Genomic DNA, 13687 nt, shown 5'->3' with positions numbered 1-13687 from the left:
CGAACCGACCTGACCCTTCGAGGACTCGATGAACTCTCCGACACCCACCGCCGACGACTACCGGTCGCTGCACGAGCTCGCGGCCGCGGGCCGCTTGCCCGACCACCAGGTGATGGACCGGCCGACGCTGGCGTGGATCGCCGGCCAGCGGCCGGGCGGTCCGGGTGTGCGGCCCAGACTGCCACACCCCGCGACGGTCCTGGTACCCGATCAGTCCTGGTTCGCCCGCACGGAGACCGCCACCTCCATCCACGGCGTCCTGCACGGTGCCCGGGTCGCCGTCCTTGTCCAGCTGCTCGCCGCCGGCCACCGCCTCGCATCCGGCCGCGTGCTCGCGCTCGCCGCGGCGGCAGCCTGCCACGACTGCCGCCGCCTCAACGACCGCACCGACCCCGGCCACGGCCGGCGCGCCGCCGACTGGCTCACCCAGCACCCCGCCAGCCTCCACACCGCGTTCGGCCACACCGCCAGTCCTGAGGCGATCACCGCCGTCGCCCTCCACGACCTCCCCCATCACGCGTTCACCCCCGAGCAGCAGGCCGCCTACCGACGCCACCGGCTGGCCGTCGACCTGCTCAAGGCCGCCGATGCCCTCGACCGCTACCGCCTCCCCGCCACCCGCTGGTGGCCCGCCCTCCACCAGTTGCGCCTCCAGGTCCCCGCCTGGGCACCCGTCCTCGCCCACGAGCTGGTGGTGCTCACCGAACAGGCCCGCCTCGACGGTGCCACCGATACCCACGCCGTCCACCTGGCGCTCCGCGCCCTGTCGACCGAAGAGGAGACGCCCCGTGCCATCTGACTGGGATCTCGCCCACACCGACCTCGACTCCCCGACCGGCACCCACCTGCCCGCCGGCCTCGCCGCCACCCCGGACCACTGGCGCCAGTACCTCCAGCACACCCCCAACGGGCACGTGCTACGGCCCGACAGCAACGCCATGCTCACCGCCCTCGCCTCGGGCCGCCCCCTGCACCTGCTGCACCTGACCCGTTCCCTGGACGCCGTCCGCACCAGCGGCCACCTGCTCGCCTCCACCGGCTGCCTCGTCGGCGCGATCTACGGCTCCCCCCTCACCCCGCTGCCCGGCGGCGCGCTGCGACCGCACAACCTCGGCGCCCACCTCCTCGGCACCCGCCCCGAGCTGGACAGCAGGCGCGGCAGCACCCCCCTGGTCATCGAGATCACCCCCGACCGTCCGGCCGAGGCGGCGGGTCTGGACTACCTGCGCCTGGGCTCCGTGCACCTGCGCGCCTTCGACCGCCACCGCCAGGCCCTGACGCCCGCCGATGACGAGAAGGTGGCCCGGTCGGTGGCCGACCGGGTGCGCTCCGCCGCGCCGCTGCTCGACCTGATGCGCGGCCTCGCCGCCGGCCGCACGCACCCGGAAGCCGGGCACTTCCTCGACCGGGTGGCCGCCGCGGTGCCGGTGATGCCCTACCTCGGCTACCTCTACTTCGAGACCGTCGCCGAGTACCTGATGCTCCACTCCACCAGCACCGCGACGAAGTTCTACGCCGAGCTGGGCGAGATGAACAACCACCTCTACAAGCAGCTCGCCCTCACCGCCGTCGACGGCATGGGCACCCTCTTCGACCTCGGCCGCTTCCACCCCGGCCACCGTCGACTGCTCCAGCTCGTCGACACCATCGAGCCCGGGCTGTCCGAGACGGCCGCCGGCTTCGTTCGCGACCGCCTTTCTCACCGCTTCACGGCCACCGCCCTCACACCAGCCGCCGACGCCTCCACGTTCACCTTCACCGCGGCGACCGCTGACGAGCTGCGGACGTCGGCCACCCCGCTGCTCGGCCAGCTCCTGTTCCGCGAGGTCCGCCTCCTGGACCGGTACCCGCAGCTCTATCACCTCTTCGAGCAGGAGAAGGCCGCGGAGGCGTGGACGTACTGGAACCGCCAGAACGTCACCGCGCCGTTCAACAGCACCTGCGGCCCGAAGGGAGAGCTCGGCGTGAACCCGGCCGCTCCGCTGACCCGGGTGACCGTCTGGACAGCCGAGCAGTGCTCCTTCGGCCTCCTTCACCCGACCGAACAGGTGGCGGCTGTGGTGGCCCCGCGGTTGGTGCCCTGGCTCGTCGCGCACCTGCGGGACAGGACGGAGGAGGAGCGGTGGAACAACCGGTCATCAGCTCAAGCGTGAGCCGGCCAGCCCTGATCGTCCTGCGGGGCAACTCTGCGTCGGGGAAAACGAGTACAGCCTGGCGCCTGCGGTCCCTTGTCGGTGAAGGCTTGGCGATCATCTCGCCACCTCCCCGGAGTCGGAGAGGTTCTCATCGGTCCAGGCAATAGCCTGGACAGCTCCGCGCAGCTGATATTGGAAGCGGCGGCGCTACCGCCCGCTCACCTGGCCTCGCTGCCGGCCTCGCGCCCGCCGGGGTGCTGACTTCGGGTGGCGCTGTGCGCGACATCGCCCGCGCCCTTCGGGCCGTGGTCTTGATTCTCCCGGACCGGGATCGTGGCGAGGCGCGGATGGGCAAGGACTCGCTCACGCGTACGCTTCTCGACGTTGGCAAGCAGAAGGCCTTCGAATACCTGACCGACCTGCGTCAGGCGCAGCAACTGGAGACTGCGGGGGCCGAGCGGCAGGCAATCCTCTCATCTCTGCCGGTGTGAGGCGGTGACCTTGGGGCCGCGCTGCGCGGGCTGGACGAGGAGCAGCTGGCGGAGGCCGAACGGCAAGCCTCTCTGAGGGTCACGGCACACCGCTTCTGGGCGACGTTGTCGGGCGAGGACCGGGTGATCGCTCCCGGTGGGGCTCTTCTGCGTCTGCCGGATGTACCTGATCAAGGACGTGGCCGAGCCATCCCCCAGCGCTGGCTGGTCAACAGGCGCTGACCCTGGTGTCCACCGCCGTCGCGATCAACAGCGTCCTCGCCTCGACGGACCCGACAGGCACGAGACGATGCGCCGCCCCGCCCTTCCTTCTCAAGCCGGCCGCCGTGAAGAGTCCGTGAGACCGACCGAGCGGGGCGCGACCAAGCACCGCTGCTGATCCACGACGCTGCGTGCATCGTCGAAGTCGAGGCCATAGAAGTACTCGCCTCTGCTCTCACCCGGATGTCGGCGCCGAAGCTCTCCGAGCACCACGTGCTCCCAGGGGTGTGCGTCGGCGACCAGCTCGGAGGCCCAGGCCTCGAGCAGCACGTACCCGCCGCGCTCCGCTTCGGCCCGAAGCTCACGTAGCCGACCCGCACCGAAGCGGGTGGTACGTCCGACCTTCACGTACGAACTGGTCGCCCTGGCGAACGACAGAACGTAGAGCTGGTCCGTTCCCGGAATCTGGGGCCGTTCGGCAGCCGGCCCGAGTCGCCGCAACGCCAGCCACTCCACGAAGTGCACCAGATTGGCTACTTCTCCGGACTCGCGGTTCGTTCCTTCGGTACGAAGCCTGTCCAGCAGTACCGTGCGGACCTGGTCCTCCTCAAGGAGGCCCAACAACTCCTCGGGATCGATTTCGCACTGCGCGAGCCGGGCGGCGTACTGGGACTCGGATAAGGGCGCCATTTCGGAAGCATTGCACAACTAGCCACCCTGGTAGGACCGTTCCCCACATTCAACTCGGGCTGCTCGCCGACGGCGAGCAGCCCGAGCCATTTCCACGCGACGCGGCCGCCGGCCCCGACCGGCCGTCAGGACCGACCCCAAAGGACACCATGAACAGCGACACCACCACTCGACACCTCGCCCTCTTCGACGCGCTCCTCGCCGTCTACGGAGACCCCTCGCCAGCCAGTGAGCGCAGGCCGGTCGAGATGCCTACGGCAAGTCCCTCCACGGCAATCACCCCGTGCACCGGGACGGCGCACCGGTCACCCCCGAGAACCCGGCGCTCCCCGGAGAACGCACGCTGAGCGCTTCCGCCCATGGGCGGCGCTGCGCCGCGCGGCACGACCCTTGATCTGGACCTCGGAGCGCAGGATCGCGCTGCGGCCGGCGCCCCGAGCACCGACTACGCCCCGCCGCCGCCTTCAGCGCGGCCCCGAGACGACCGCACCGGCGGTCGGCCCCGAGATAGACCTTTGCTGGTCAGTCAGCCGGCTGAACGGGGCTCTTTCAGGCGGATCCTGCGCAGCCGTCCGATGCGTCCGCGCTCGTCCTGTCAGTTCTGTTCCCACGACTGGCCCCCTTTTGCCGGGCCGTCTCCTGCTCGCGCGCGGCCTCCTCCGGGGCCGTCATGGCGTCCTCGCCTACGAGCATCCCAGCGGCGGCGTGGGTGGGCGCGCACGGTCGTGGAGTCGACACTGACCAGCGACAAGTCCGTCCTCCCCTCGCAAGGGTGTTCCCGAGTCCTGGACCGACCAGTACGACCTCGGGATGGAGTACGTCGGCTACGTCGAGCCGGGCGGCTACGACCAGGTGGTGTTCCGCGGCGACCCGGCCACCCGCGAGTTCATCGCGTTCTGGCTCTCCGGCGGGCGGGTGCTCGCGGGGATGAACGTCAACGTCTGGGACGTCACCGACCCGATCCGCGAACTGGTGCGCTCGAAGCGGGTGGTGGACGTCAAGGAGCTGGCCGACCCGGACGTACCGCTCGACGCGCTGTAGTCGGAGACCCGTAGCGGTCGGCCGGCGCGGATGCCGGGGTTCACCAGGCCCCCACGCTCCGAGCAGTGCCGCGAACGGGGCCGGGCGGGCTGCGCGCGGCTCGCTGCGCAGCCCGCCCGGCGCGCTCAGGCGGCGGTGGAGGCGTCCTTCGCCACGCCGGACTCGTCGTCCAGCGAGAGCAGCATCAGCTCCTCGGCGAGGGTGACGTGCATCAGGGTGTCCCTTTCTTCTCTTCTCCGTGTCGTGACTCGCTGCGCCGACGGCGCCTCAGCCGCGCAGGGCTTCGACCAGGCGTCGAGCCCGGGTGTCCTCCTCCAGCAACGCCCGGACCAGTTGATCAGAACCCTGACCTGCGGCGTCAACCAGGTAGGCCTCGACCGCGCGCGGGTCGGCGGGCAGCGTCACCTCGCCGGATTCCAGCGCGGCGTGCGCCCTGGCGTAGTCGAGGCCGAGCCCGGCGAGCAGTTCGCCGGCGCCGCCCTCCTCCACCGACTGCGGCTCGTGGCGGGCCACTTCGTGCACGGCCAGCAGGGCGAGCAGGACGTGTTCGGTGCCGGGCGTACGGCGGCCGAGGCGCTCGGCCTGCGCGTCGGCCTCCATCCGGATCCAGGCCGCCGGACCGGACGAGCCAGGCTGCAGCAGGCGCTTCCAGCGCGGGATCCGGTGGGTGCGACGGGCCAGCAGCGCCTCCCGGGTGGGGAGCAGCAGCGGGTCGAGGGCGCCCTGGTGTTCCGTCCCCAGCTGCCCGTCACCCGGCTCACCGAGCACGTGCCAGTCCGGCTCCGGCATGGTCGTTTCCATCGGCCCCTCCCACGACTGCGGCTTTACTCGAACTATAGGACTGCTTTTCCTTTTCTTGAGAGTCGGCCGCACGTCAAGAACGCGTCAGGACGGCGCCTCCGAGGCGCGGAAGACCGGGCACCCCACCGTTGTTGCCATCTGGTGCCATCGTGAGAGCCGCGCCCGCGAGAGGGGTGAGCACCATGGCCGACACGCTCCCCGGACCGGGCCGGGGCCCCGAGACGGAGGCGCCGCTGGACGCCTACTCCCGGATCGTCACCTCCGTCGCCGCCGCGCTGACCCCGCGGGTCGCCGCGCTCCAGGTGCCCCGGCGCGGCCGGGGCGGCTGGTTCAGCACCGCACTCGGCTCGGCGGTGGTCTTCACCGAGGACGGGTTCCTGCTCACCAACGCCCACGTCGTCGGCCACGCCGACGCCGGGGCGCTGGCCTTCGCCGACGGCACCACCTCCCCGTTCCACACCATCGGCGCCGATCCGCTCTCCGACCTCGCCGTGCTGCGCGCCGACGGGCCGACCCCGACGCCGGTGACGCTCGGCGAGGCGACCGGCCTGCGGGTCGGGCAGCTGGTCGTCGCCGTCGGCAACCCGCTGGGGCTGGCCGGGACGGTCACGGCGGGCGTGGTCAGCGCGCTCGGCCGCTCGATCCCGGCCCGCTCCGGCCGCGCGGTGCGGATCATCGACAACGTGATCCAGACCGACGCCGCCCTCAATCCCGGCAACTCCGGCGGCGCGCTCGCCACCGCGAACGGCGAAGTGGTCGGCATCACCACGGCGGTGGCCGGGAACGGGCTCGGCCTGACCGTCCCGATCGACGCCACCAGCCGCCGGATCGTCGCCGCCCTGCTCACCGACGGCCGGATCCGACGCGCCTACCTCGGCCTCGCCGGGGTGCCCGCGCCCCTGCCGCCCGCCCTGCGCCACCGCAGCGGGCAGCCCACCGGCCTGCGCATCGTCGAAGTGGTGCCCGGTGCCCCTGCCGACCGCGCCGGGCTGCACGAGGGCGACCTGCTGCTCACCGCCGCCGGCGAGCCGATGGACAGCGCCCAGGCTCTCCAGCGCCTGATGCTGGCCGACGCGATCGGCCGCCCGCTCCCCCTCACCGTCCTGCGCGGCGAGGCCCTGGTCGACGTGCTCGCCGTCCCGGCGGAGCTGCCCTCCGACGACTGACCCGGGGCTTTCGCTGCTACGCCCCGGCCCCACGCCGCATCACCCAGAGCGCCGGCCCGCCCTCCGGCAGCCGGACCTCCTCCAGCACCTCGAAGCCGAAGTGCCGGTAGACCGCCAGGTTCGCCTCCTTGGAGGACTCCAGGTAGACCGGCAGCCCGGCCGCGTCGGCCTTGGCCAGCCCCGAGCGCAGCAACGCGGCGCCCTGCCCCTGCCCTTGGGCGACCGGGTCGGCGCCGATGACCGCCAGGTACCAGTGCGGCTCCTGCGGCGCGTTGGCGGCGGCCGCCTCGACGGAGCGCCGGAACGGCTCGGCCCGGTCGCCGAGGATCTCCGCCAGTTCGGCGAGCGTCTCCTCGTCCGGGACGGCCTTGTCCTGCGCCCGCGGCGGGACCCAGAAGGCGGCCGCGTTCGCGGTCCGCTCGCACACCCCGTGGCGGCCGTACTGCCGGGTGAACAGCGTGGTGAAGTAACCGTCCAGCCCCGCCTGCCGGGTGGCCGGGTCGGGGAGGAACCAGCACATCATCGGGTCGTCGGCGAAGGCCAGGGCCAGCGTTCGGCTGATGGACGACGCGTCAAAGAGGGTCGCCGCCTGCGGCACGTTGGTCATCTGCATACGGACATCCTGCGCGCCCTTATCTCCGGCGCCTCGGGCAGGGGCGCCATGGCCTGACGCCCCGTCATGGCGACGTCGGTTCCATCGGCCGGGAGCGCAGCGCGCGCGCAGCCGGGCCGGGTGCATCCGCGCCGCGGACTACCGCTTCGCCGCAAGAATTTCGGGCGCCGGTCCGAACGAGAGGTGCCGGCGGGCACGGCGGTGCGCCGACTCCAGCCGATGCAGGTCGTGGAGCAGTTCGGGCACCGGGACGGTCAGCACCGGGCAGCCCGCCCTCCGGGCACAGTAGCCGGGCACCGAGCGCCGCAGCCGGCGGCGCAGCGGGCCTCCGCTGCGCCCGAGGACCAGCAGGTCGTCCGGCCGGTCGGCGATGTGCACCAGGGCCGGTCCGGTCTCGCCGCGGATGACCACCGGGCACAGCGGCACGCCGGGGTCGGCGCCGCCGAAGGCCGCGTCGAGGGCGTCCCGCAGGCGCTGTTCGGCGGATTCCCGGACGGCGGCGAGCAGCGGCGGGCAGGGCGAGCGCCGGTAGCCGTGTTCGCCGCCGGGCGGCTCCCAGGCGAGCACCGGCACCAGGACGGCGCCGCGGTCGCGGGCCTCGGCGAGGCCGCGGTGCAGTGCCGCCAGGCTCTCCAGCGACCCGCTGACCCCGACCACGATCCTGGGTTCCGTGCCGTCTCCGTGCCGCCCGTTGCCGTGCATGATCCGTCCTCGTGTGGTCGCGTTCGCCGTCGTCCTCCACCCAACCGCCTCCACGGGGGCTGACCTGTTGTCCTTGACGGCTTCCTGACGTTCCGGGCGGTGTTCCCAACGCCCTCCATATGCGGACCTCCGGCTCTCCGAACCACCCGGAATCAACCCGTTCGACCCCATCGACAGGCACCCGTTCGACCCAATCAAAAGAGCGAAGATCACCACAGAATGGGTGAACGGAGACGGCCCGCCGGGAATCGACACGCCCGACGGGTGGTTCGACATCGAACTTTCCAGGGAGCGCGGGCTTGTACTACAGCAGCGGCAACTACGAGGCGTTCGCCCGGCCGAGGAAGCCCGGGGGAGCCGAACGCAAGCGGGCGTGGTTCGTGGGGTCGGGACTCGCCGCGCTGGCCGGGGCGGCGTTCCTGGTCCGGGACGGGCAGGTGCCCGGCGAGCGGATCACGATCCTGGAACGGCTGACGCTGGCCGGCGGCGCGCTGGACGGGATCAAGGCGCCCGAGAAGGGCTTCGTGGTCCGCGGCGGGCGCGAGCTGGAGGACCACATGGAGTGCCTGTGGGACCTCTTCCGTTCGGTGCCGTCGCTGGAGGTCGAGGGCGCGTCCGTGCTGGACGAGTTCTACTGGCTCAACAAGGACGACCCGAACTTCTCGCTCCAGCGGGTCACCGAGCGCCGCGGCCAGGACGCCCGCACCGACGGCCTGTTCGCGCTCGACGACAAGGCGCAGAAGGACCTGGTCCGCGTCTTCCTCGCCACCCGCGAGGAGCTGGAGGGCAAGCGGATCGACGAGGTCTTCTCGCGGAACTTCCTGGACAGCAACTTCTGGCTGTACTGGCGCACCATGTTCGCCTTCGAGGAGTGGCACGGCGCGCTGGAGATGAAGCTCTACCTGCACCGCTTCATCCACCACATCGGCGGCCTGCCGGACCTGTCCGCGCTGAAGTTCACCAAGTACAACCAGTACGAGTCCATGGTCCTGCCGCTGACCCACTGGCTGATGGACCAGGGCGTGCGGTTCCGCTACGAGGTCGAGGTCACCGACATCGACTTCGACATCTCCCCCGCCACCCGGAACGCCCCCGGCCGCAAGCAGGCCACCCGGATCCACTGGCGGGAGGCCGGCCGGGAGGGCGGGGTGGACCTGGGCCCGGACGACCTGGTGTTCACCACCATCGGCTCGCTCACCGAGAACTCCGACAACGGCGACCAGCACACCCCGGCCCGGCTGGACGAGGGGCCGGCCCCGGCCTGGGACCTGTGGCGCCGGATCGCCGCCAAGGACCCGGCGTTCGGCCGCCCCGAGGTGTTCTGCGGCAACATCGCCGAGAGCAAGTGGGAGTCGGCGACCGTCACCACCCTGGACGCGCGCATCCCGCGCCACATCCGGAAGGTCGCCAAGCGTGACCCGTTCAGCGGCGGCGTGGTCACCGGCGGCATCGTCACCGCCCGGGACTCCTCGTGGCTGCTGAGCTGGACGGTCAACCGCCAGCCGCACTTCAAGCACCAGCCCGCCGACCAGATCGTGGTCTGGGTCTACTCGCTGTTCGTCGACCGCCCCGGCAACTACGTGAACAAGCCGATGCAGGAGTGCACCGGCGAGGAGATCACCCAGGAGTGGCTGTACCACCTGGGCGTGCCGGTCGAGGAGATCCCCGAGCTGGCCGCGCGGGCCGCCCGCTGCGTGCCGGTGATGATGCCGTACGTGACGTCCTTCTTCCTGCCCCGGCATGCGGGCGACCGGCCGGACGTGGTGCCCGAGGGCGCCGTCAACTTCGCCTTCATCGGCCAGTTCGCGGAGACCAGCCGGGACTGCATCTTCACCACCGAGTACTCGGTGCGCACCGGCATGGAGGCTGTCTACCGGCTGCTCGGCGTCGAGCGTGGCGTGCCCGAGGTGTTCAACTCCACCTACGACGTGCGCAAGCTGCTCGCCGCCACCACCCGGCTCCGTGACGGCGCCGAACTCGACCTGCCCGGGCCGGAGTTCCTGCGCAAGCGGCTGCTTCGCCGGCTGGAGGCCACCGAGGTCGGCGAGCTGATGCAGGAGTTCGGCCTGATCGAGGACGAGCGGAAGTAGCCGCCGGGCACGGAGTCGGGCGGCGGGCGGGCCCCGGGGCGCGCGGGAGGTCGAGCGGATCGACCGTCCCGCCACCCGGGGCCCGCCCGTTCCCGCGCACGCCCGTCGCCCGAGGACAGTGGCACAAAGCATTAATGGTGCTATCGTCATTAGCACCATGTTGCTGAAGCTGGACATCGGGGACACCCGACCGCTGCACGAACAGGTCGCCGGCGCGATCAGACGGGCCGTCGCCGAGGGCGAGTGCGCCCCCGGGGACAAGCTGCCTCCGGCCCGGGAGCTCTCCCGGGCACTGGGCGTGAACACCAACACCGTCCTGCGCGGGCTGCGCACGCTGCGGGACGAAGGGGTGCTGGAGTTCCGCCGGGGCCGCGGCATCACGATCGCGACCGGCGCCGACACCCGCTCCGAACTGGTCGACCGGGTACGGAAGCTGGTCGAGGACGCGGCCCGGGCCGGCTACAGCAGGAACGATCTCGTGGACATGATCAGGGGGATGTCGTGACGGACGAGGAGACACCGACGGAGCGGACCACGGCGGAGCACCCGGCACCTCGCGGTGCCGTCTGGGCCGCGGCGGCCTGGTCGGTCGGCGTGCTGGCACTGCTGGTCGCCCTGCCGCTGACGGCGCGCCACCGGCTGCCGGACCCGCTGGCCACCCACTGGGGCGGACGGGAGCCGAACGGCTCGATGTCGCTGACGGCGGCCGCGCTGGTCCCGGCCGCGTTCTGGGCGGTCCTGGTGCTCACCGCGGTGGCGCTGCGGCGGTACTGGGCAGGCCGGGCGCCCGGGGCCGCGGCGGCCACGCTGGCGGCCGGCGGCGTGCTGCTGACGGGCGCGCAGACCTCCATCGTGCACGCCAACCTGGACCGCGCCCGCTGGCAGGACGCCGCGCCGATGGGCATCGAGGTGGTCCTGATCCTGCTGGCCACCGGCCTGGCCGGACTGCTGGCCTGGCTGGCGAGCCGCCGCTACGGCGGCCGGCCCGAGCCGCGCCCGGCGGCCGGGGCGCCCGCGCTGGAGGTACCGCCGGGCGAGCAGGTCGTCTGGCTGTCCCAGGCCGCCAACCCGTGGCTGCAAGTGGCCGCGGCAGTACTCGGACTGGTCGCGGTGACGGGGGTGCTGGTCGTCGCGAGCGGAGTCGGCGAGCTGGACTGGGCGCTGGTGCTGCCGTTCGCCGTCGCCTCCCTCGCGTCCCTCGCCTCCTCCTCGGTGCGGGCGCGGGTGACCGCCCGCGGCCTGACCGTCGGCTTCGGCCCGTTCGGCCGGCCCGCCCGCCACTGGTCCCCCGCCGAGCTCGACTCCGCGCGCGCCGAGCAGCGCACCGCCGCGCAGGCGGGCGGCTGGGGCTACCGGATCAACGGGCTCGGCACCACCGTGATGCTGCGCCGGGGTGTCTGCCTGGTGGTCCGCACCCGCCGGGGCGCGGACTTCGCGGTGAGCGTCGACGATGCCGAGCGCGGGGCGGCCCTGCTCAACGCGCTGATCGCGCGCACCCGGCAGCCCACCGACTGAACCTTTTCCGCGGAAGGGGGACGAGGCGGTCCGGTCACCACGACCGGGCCGCCTCCACCACTGTCAGGGGGCGCCCGGTGGGCGCCAAGCGGCAACCGGGGGCGTAAACCGCGCACATCGGTGGTGCTTCGAACGCCAATGCGGGTACACAAGTTGACGGCCGTTCAGGCGTGCGGCGGCGCCCGTCCGACACCGCCCCACCCCTTCCCCCCCCCCCGCGGCCGGAGGACCAGCGGGCCGACGGGCCCGTGCGAAAGGCAAGGAGGCGTCCGTGACTCACGACTCGCGCACGCAGAACTCCCCCGGCATCCGGCGGAGCATCCAGGACGTTCGGACCATCGCGATCCTGCGCCTCGGCGTCGGCCTGATCGGCATCCTGCTGCCGCCGGCCCTGCCGTTCGGCAACTGGCTGTCCGCCGAGGTGATGGGGCGCAGCACCGACGGCTTCTGGCCGGGCTCGATGAGCGCCTCGTACTACACCGGCAGCCGGAACCTCTTCGTCGGCGGGCTGTGCGCCCTCGGGGTGTTCCTGATCTGCTACCGCTTCGACCGCCGGGACGACCGCTGGAGCACGGCGGCCGGGTTCTTCGCGCTCGGGGTCGCGCTCTGCCCGACGTCCCCGGTGGGCGGGTCCGGCGTCCAGCGCACCGTCGGGGCGTTCCACCTGGCCTTCGCGGGCCTGCTGTTCGTCATGCTGGCGCTGTTCTGCCTCTACTCCTTCCGCAACTCCCGCTCCACCCAGCCGGCCCGGGTGGGCAAGGCCTACCTGGTCGCCGGGGTGCTGATCCTGGTCGCCCTGGCGCTCTCCGTCCTGGCCGGGGTGACGGGCGTCGGCTCCGGCTGGTCGGTGCGGCCGCTGTACCTGTGCGAGTGGTTGGCGACGTGGGCCTTCGGCACGGCCTGGATCGGCGCCGCGCTCGAACTCGCCGCGCACGGCCGGGCGGAGTCCGACACCACCGCGATTCCCCGTCAGTCGGGTGCCGCCGCGCTCGAACCGAGGCACCCGGAGGCGCAGGCCTGAGGGCCTGTCATCCCGTCGTACCGGGCGACCGTTACCATGCGCACCATGGACCGCCACGCCGGCGGCCTGTGACGGATGCCCAGCAACGGGAGAACGAGCATGGCGAACGAGATCCGGGCGGAGCACGGTCCGCGCGAGGATTTCCCATCGGTGGACCTGCGGATGGACGTTCCGCACTCCGCCCGGGTCTACGACTACCTCATCGGCGGCAAGACCAACTTCGAGGCGGACCGGGTCGCGGCGCACGCCTCGGTGCAGGCCTGGCCGTCGCTGCCGATCTCGATGCGCACCACCCGCGACTTCATGCAGCGCTCGGTTCGCCACCTCGCGGAGCAGTACGGCGTGCGGCAGTTCCTCGACATCGGCACCGGCATCCCGACCTCGCCGAACGTGCACGAGATCGTCCAGGCGATCGACCCCGAGGCCCGGGTCGCGTACGTGGACAACGACCCGATCGTGCTGACCCACGCCCGGGCCCTGATGGACAGCACGCCCGAGGGCCGTACCTGTTACGTGGACGCCGACTTCCGCGACCCGGAGTCGATCATCGGCAACCCCCGGCTGCGCGAGGTGCTCGACCTCTCGCAGCCGGTGGCGCTGTCGCTGATCGCGATCGTCCACTTCGTGCTGGACGAGGACGACCCGCAGGGCATCGTGCGCCGCTTCATGGACGCCCTGGCGCCCGGCAGCTTCCTCGCCCTGACGGTCTTCACCGGTGACACCGACCCGGTGGGCGTCGGTGGCGTCGGCCGCGAGTACAACGCGCGCGGCATCCCGCTCCAGATCCGCGACAAGGCCGAGGCGGAGGCCTTCTTCGACGGCTACGAGCTGCTCGACCCGGGTGTCACGCTGGTGCACCACTGGCGGACGGACGCCGGTGCCGCGCCCGTCCGCGACCAGGACATCGCGATGTACGCGGGCGTGGCGGTCAAGCGCTGAACACGGGCGCTTCGCGGTCGAGCGCCGACCCGTCCCTCCCGGCGGGCCCGGTCAACCGGACACGGAGACCAGGCCCGCCTCGTACGCCAGGATGACCAGCTGCACCCGGTCCCGGGCGTCGAGCTTGGCCAGCAGCCGGGTCATGTAGGTCTTGACGGTCGCGATGCTGAGCACCAGTTCGGCGGCGATCTCGGTGTTGGACAGGCCCCGGCCGACCAGGGTGAGGATCTCCCGTTCGCGCTCGGTGATCCCCGTCGGCCGCCGCTCGGCGGCGGCCGGCCC

General features: G+C 72.3%; 14 protein-coding genes and 1 pseudogene. 10 read left to right on the top strand and 5 right to left on the bottom strand.

Going from position 1 to position 13687, the window contains the following annotated elements:
* The first annotated feature begins 28 nt into the window (after positions 1-28).
* The 3 genes from KS423_RS06545 to KS423_RS06535 all read left to right on the top strand — a co-directional run bounded on the left by KS423_RS06545 (position 29) and on the right by KS423_RS06535 (position 2626).
* The gene (locus KS423_RS06545) at positions 29-799 is read left to right on the top strand and encodes a hypothetical protein (RefSeq protein ID WP_224275993.1); all 771 of its coding nucleotides are present in this window, start codon (positions 29-31) and stop codon (positions 797-799) included.
* The gene (locus KS423_RS06540; protein WP_224275991.1) at positions 789-2153 is read left to right on the top strand and encodes a hypothetical protein; all 1365 of its coding nucleotides are present in this window, start codon (positions 789-791) and stop codon (positions 2151-2153) included. Before KS423_RS06545 ends, KS423_RS06540 begins: the two co-directional genes overlap by 11 nt.
* 257 nt (positions 2154-2410) lie before the next feature.
* The gene (locus KS423_RS06535) at positions 2411-2626 is read left to right on the top strand and encodes a hypothetical protein (RefSeq protein ID WP_224275989.1); all 216 of its coding nucleotides are present in this window, start codon (positions 2411-2413) and stop codon (positions 2624-2626) included.
* Between the two features lie 312 nt (positions 2627-2938).
* On the opposite strand, the gene KS423_RS06530 is transcribed toward KS423_RS06535, so the two are convergent.
* Positions 2939-3517, bottom strand: coding sequence for a GIY-YIG nuclease family protein (locus tag KS423_RS06530; protein WP_224275987.1), 579 nt, complete (start codon positions 3515-3517; stop codon positions 2939-2941).
* A 774-nt stretch (positions 3518-4291) separates the two neighbouring features.
* Here KS423_RS06530 and KS423_RS06525 point away from each other — a divergent pair.
* Positions 4292-4558, top strand: a pseudogene (locus KS423_RS06525) (oxidoreductase C-terminal domain-containing protein); the annotation flags it as partial.
* Positions 4559-4825: 267 nt separating this feature from the next.
* Here the strand turns inward: KS423_RS06525 and KS423_RS06520 are convergent.
* Positions 4826-5359 (bottom strand): Clp protease N-terminal domain-containing protein, encoded by a 534-nt coding sequence (locus tag KS423_RS06520; protein ID WP_224275985.1) that lies wholly within the window; start codon positions 5357-5359, stop codon positions 4826-4828.
* Positions 5360-5541: 182 nt separating this feature from the next.
* Between KS423_RS06520 and KS423_RS06515 the strand changes: the two genes are divergently transcribed.
* On the top strand, positions 5542-6525 hold the full coding sequence (locus tag KS423_RS06515) for a S1C family serine protease (RefSeq protein ID WP_224275983.1): 984 nt from the start codon (positions 5542-5544) through the stop codon (positions 6523-6525).
* Between the two features lie 16 nt (positions 6526-6541).
* Here the strand turns inward: KS423_RS06515 and KS423_RS06510 are convergent, their stop codons facing one another.
* On the bottom strand, positions 6542-7138 hold the full coding sequence (locus tag KS423_RS06510; protein ID WP_224275981.1) for an N-acetyltransferase: 597 nt from the start codon (positions 7136-7138) through the stop codon (positions 6542-6544).
* 138 nt (positions 7139-7276) lie between these two features.
* Positions 7277-7840, bottom strand: a complete 564-nt coding sequence (locus KS423_RS06505; protein WP_224275979.1) for a universal stress protein — start codon at positions 7838-7840, stop codon at positions 7277-7279.
* 299 nt (positions 7841-8139) lie between these two features.
* On the opposite strand from KS423_RS06505, the gene KS423_RS06500 reads away from it, so the two are divergent.
* The 5 genes from KS423_RS06500 to KS423_RS06480 all read left to right on the top strand — a co-directional run bounded on the left by KS423_RS06500 (position 8140) and on the right by KS423_RS06480 (position 13405).
* Positions 8140-9930 carry an oleate hydratase gene (locus tag KS423_RS06500; RefSeq protein ID WP_224275977.1) on the top strand — a complete coding sequence of 597 codons (1791 nt, stop codon included), beginning with the start codon at positions 8140-8142 and terminating at the stop codon, positions 9928-9930.
* A 157-nt stretch (positions 9931-10087) separates the two neighbouring features.
* Positions 10088-10435, top strand: coding sequence for a GntR family transcriptional regulator (locus KS423_RS06495; protein ID WP_224275975.1), 348 nt, complete (start codon positions 10088-10090; stop codon positions 10433-10435).
* The gene (locus KS423_RS06490) at positions 10432-11445 is read left to right on the top strand and encodes a DUF1648 domain-containing protein (RefSeq protein WP_224275965.1); all 1014 of its coding nucleotides are present in this window, start codon (positions 10432-10434) and stop codon (positions 11443-11445) included. Before KS423_RS06495 ends, KS423_RS06490 begins: the two co-directional genes overlap by 4 nt.
* A 271-nt stretch (positions 11446-11716) precedes the next feature.
* The gene (locus tag KS423_RS06485) at positions 11717-12466 is read left to right on the top strand and encodes a hypothetical protein (RefSeq protein WP_224275963.1); all 750 of its coding nucleotides are present in this window, start codon (positions 11717-11719) and stop codon (positions 12464-12466) included.
* Between the two features lie 99 nt (positions 12467-12565).
* The gene (locus tag KS423_RS06480) at positions 12566-13405 is read left to right on the top strand and encodes an SAM-dependent methyltransferase (RefSeq protein ID WP_224275961.1); all 840 of its coding nucleotides are present in this window, start codon (positions 12566-12568) and stop codon (positions 13403-13405) included.
* Between the two features lie 51 nt (positions 13406-13456).
* Here the strand turns inward: KS423_RS06480 and KS423_RS06475 are convergent.
* Positions 13457-13687 (bottom strand): response regulator transcription factor (locus tag KS423_RS06475; RefSeq protein WP_224275959.1); only part of this gene is annotated, 231 nt, incomplete at its 5' end.

The sequence above is a fragment of the Streptomyces sp. LS1784 genome, from assembly GCF_020103755.1.
Taxonomy (GTDB): Bacteria; Actinomycetota; Actinomycetes; order Streptomycetales; family Streptomycetaceae; genus Kitasatospora.
This window is presented reverse-complemented; position numbering and strand designations above follow the sequence as displayed.

Coding starts and splice junctions, on each gene's coding strand:
- KS423_RS06515 (WP_224275983.1), top strand. CDS start 5,542: ATGGCCGACACGCTCCCCGGACCGGGCCGGGGCCCCGAGACGGAGGCG.
- KS423_RS06510 (WP_224275981.1), bottom strand. CDS start 7,138: ATGCAGATGACCAACGTGCCGCAGGCGGCGACCCTCTTTGACGCGTCG.
- KS423_RS06495 (WP_224275975.1), top strand. CDS start 10,088: ATGTTGCTGAAGCTGGACATCGGGGACACCCGACCGCTGCACGAACAG.
- KS423_RS06480 (WP_224275961.1), top strand. CDS start 12,566: ATGGCGAACGAGATCCGGGCGGAGCACGGTCCGCGCGAGGATTTCCCA.
- KS423_RS06520 (WP_224275985.1), bottom strand. CDS start 5,359: ATGGAAACGACCATGCCGGAGCCGGACTGGCACGTGCTCGGTGAGCCG.
- KS423_RS06505 (WP_224275979.1), bottom strand. CDS start 7,840: ATGCACGGCAACGGGCGGCACGGAGACGGCACGGAACCCAGGATCGTG.
- KS423_RS06530 (WP_224275987.1), bottom strand. CDS start 3,517: ATGGCGCCCTTATCCGAGTCCCAGTACGCCGCCCGGCTCGCGCAGTGC.
- KS423_RS06545 (WP_224275993.1), top strand. CDS start 29: ATGAACTCTCCGACACCCACCGCCGACGACTACCGGTCGCTGCACGAG.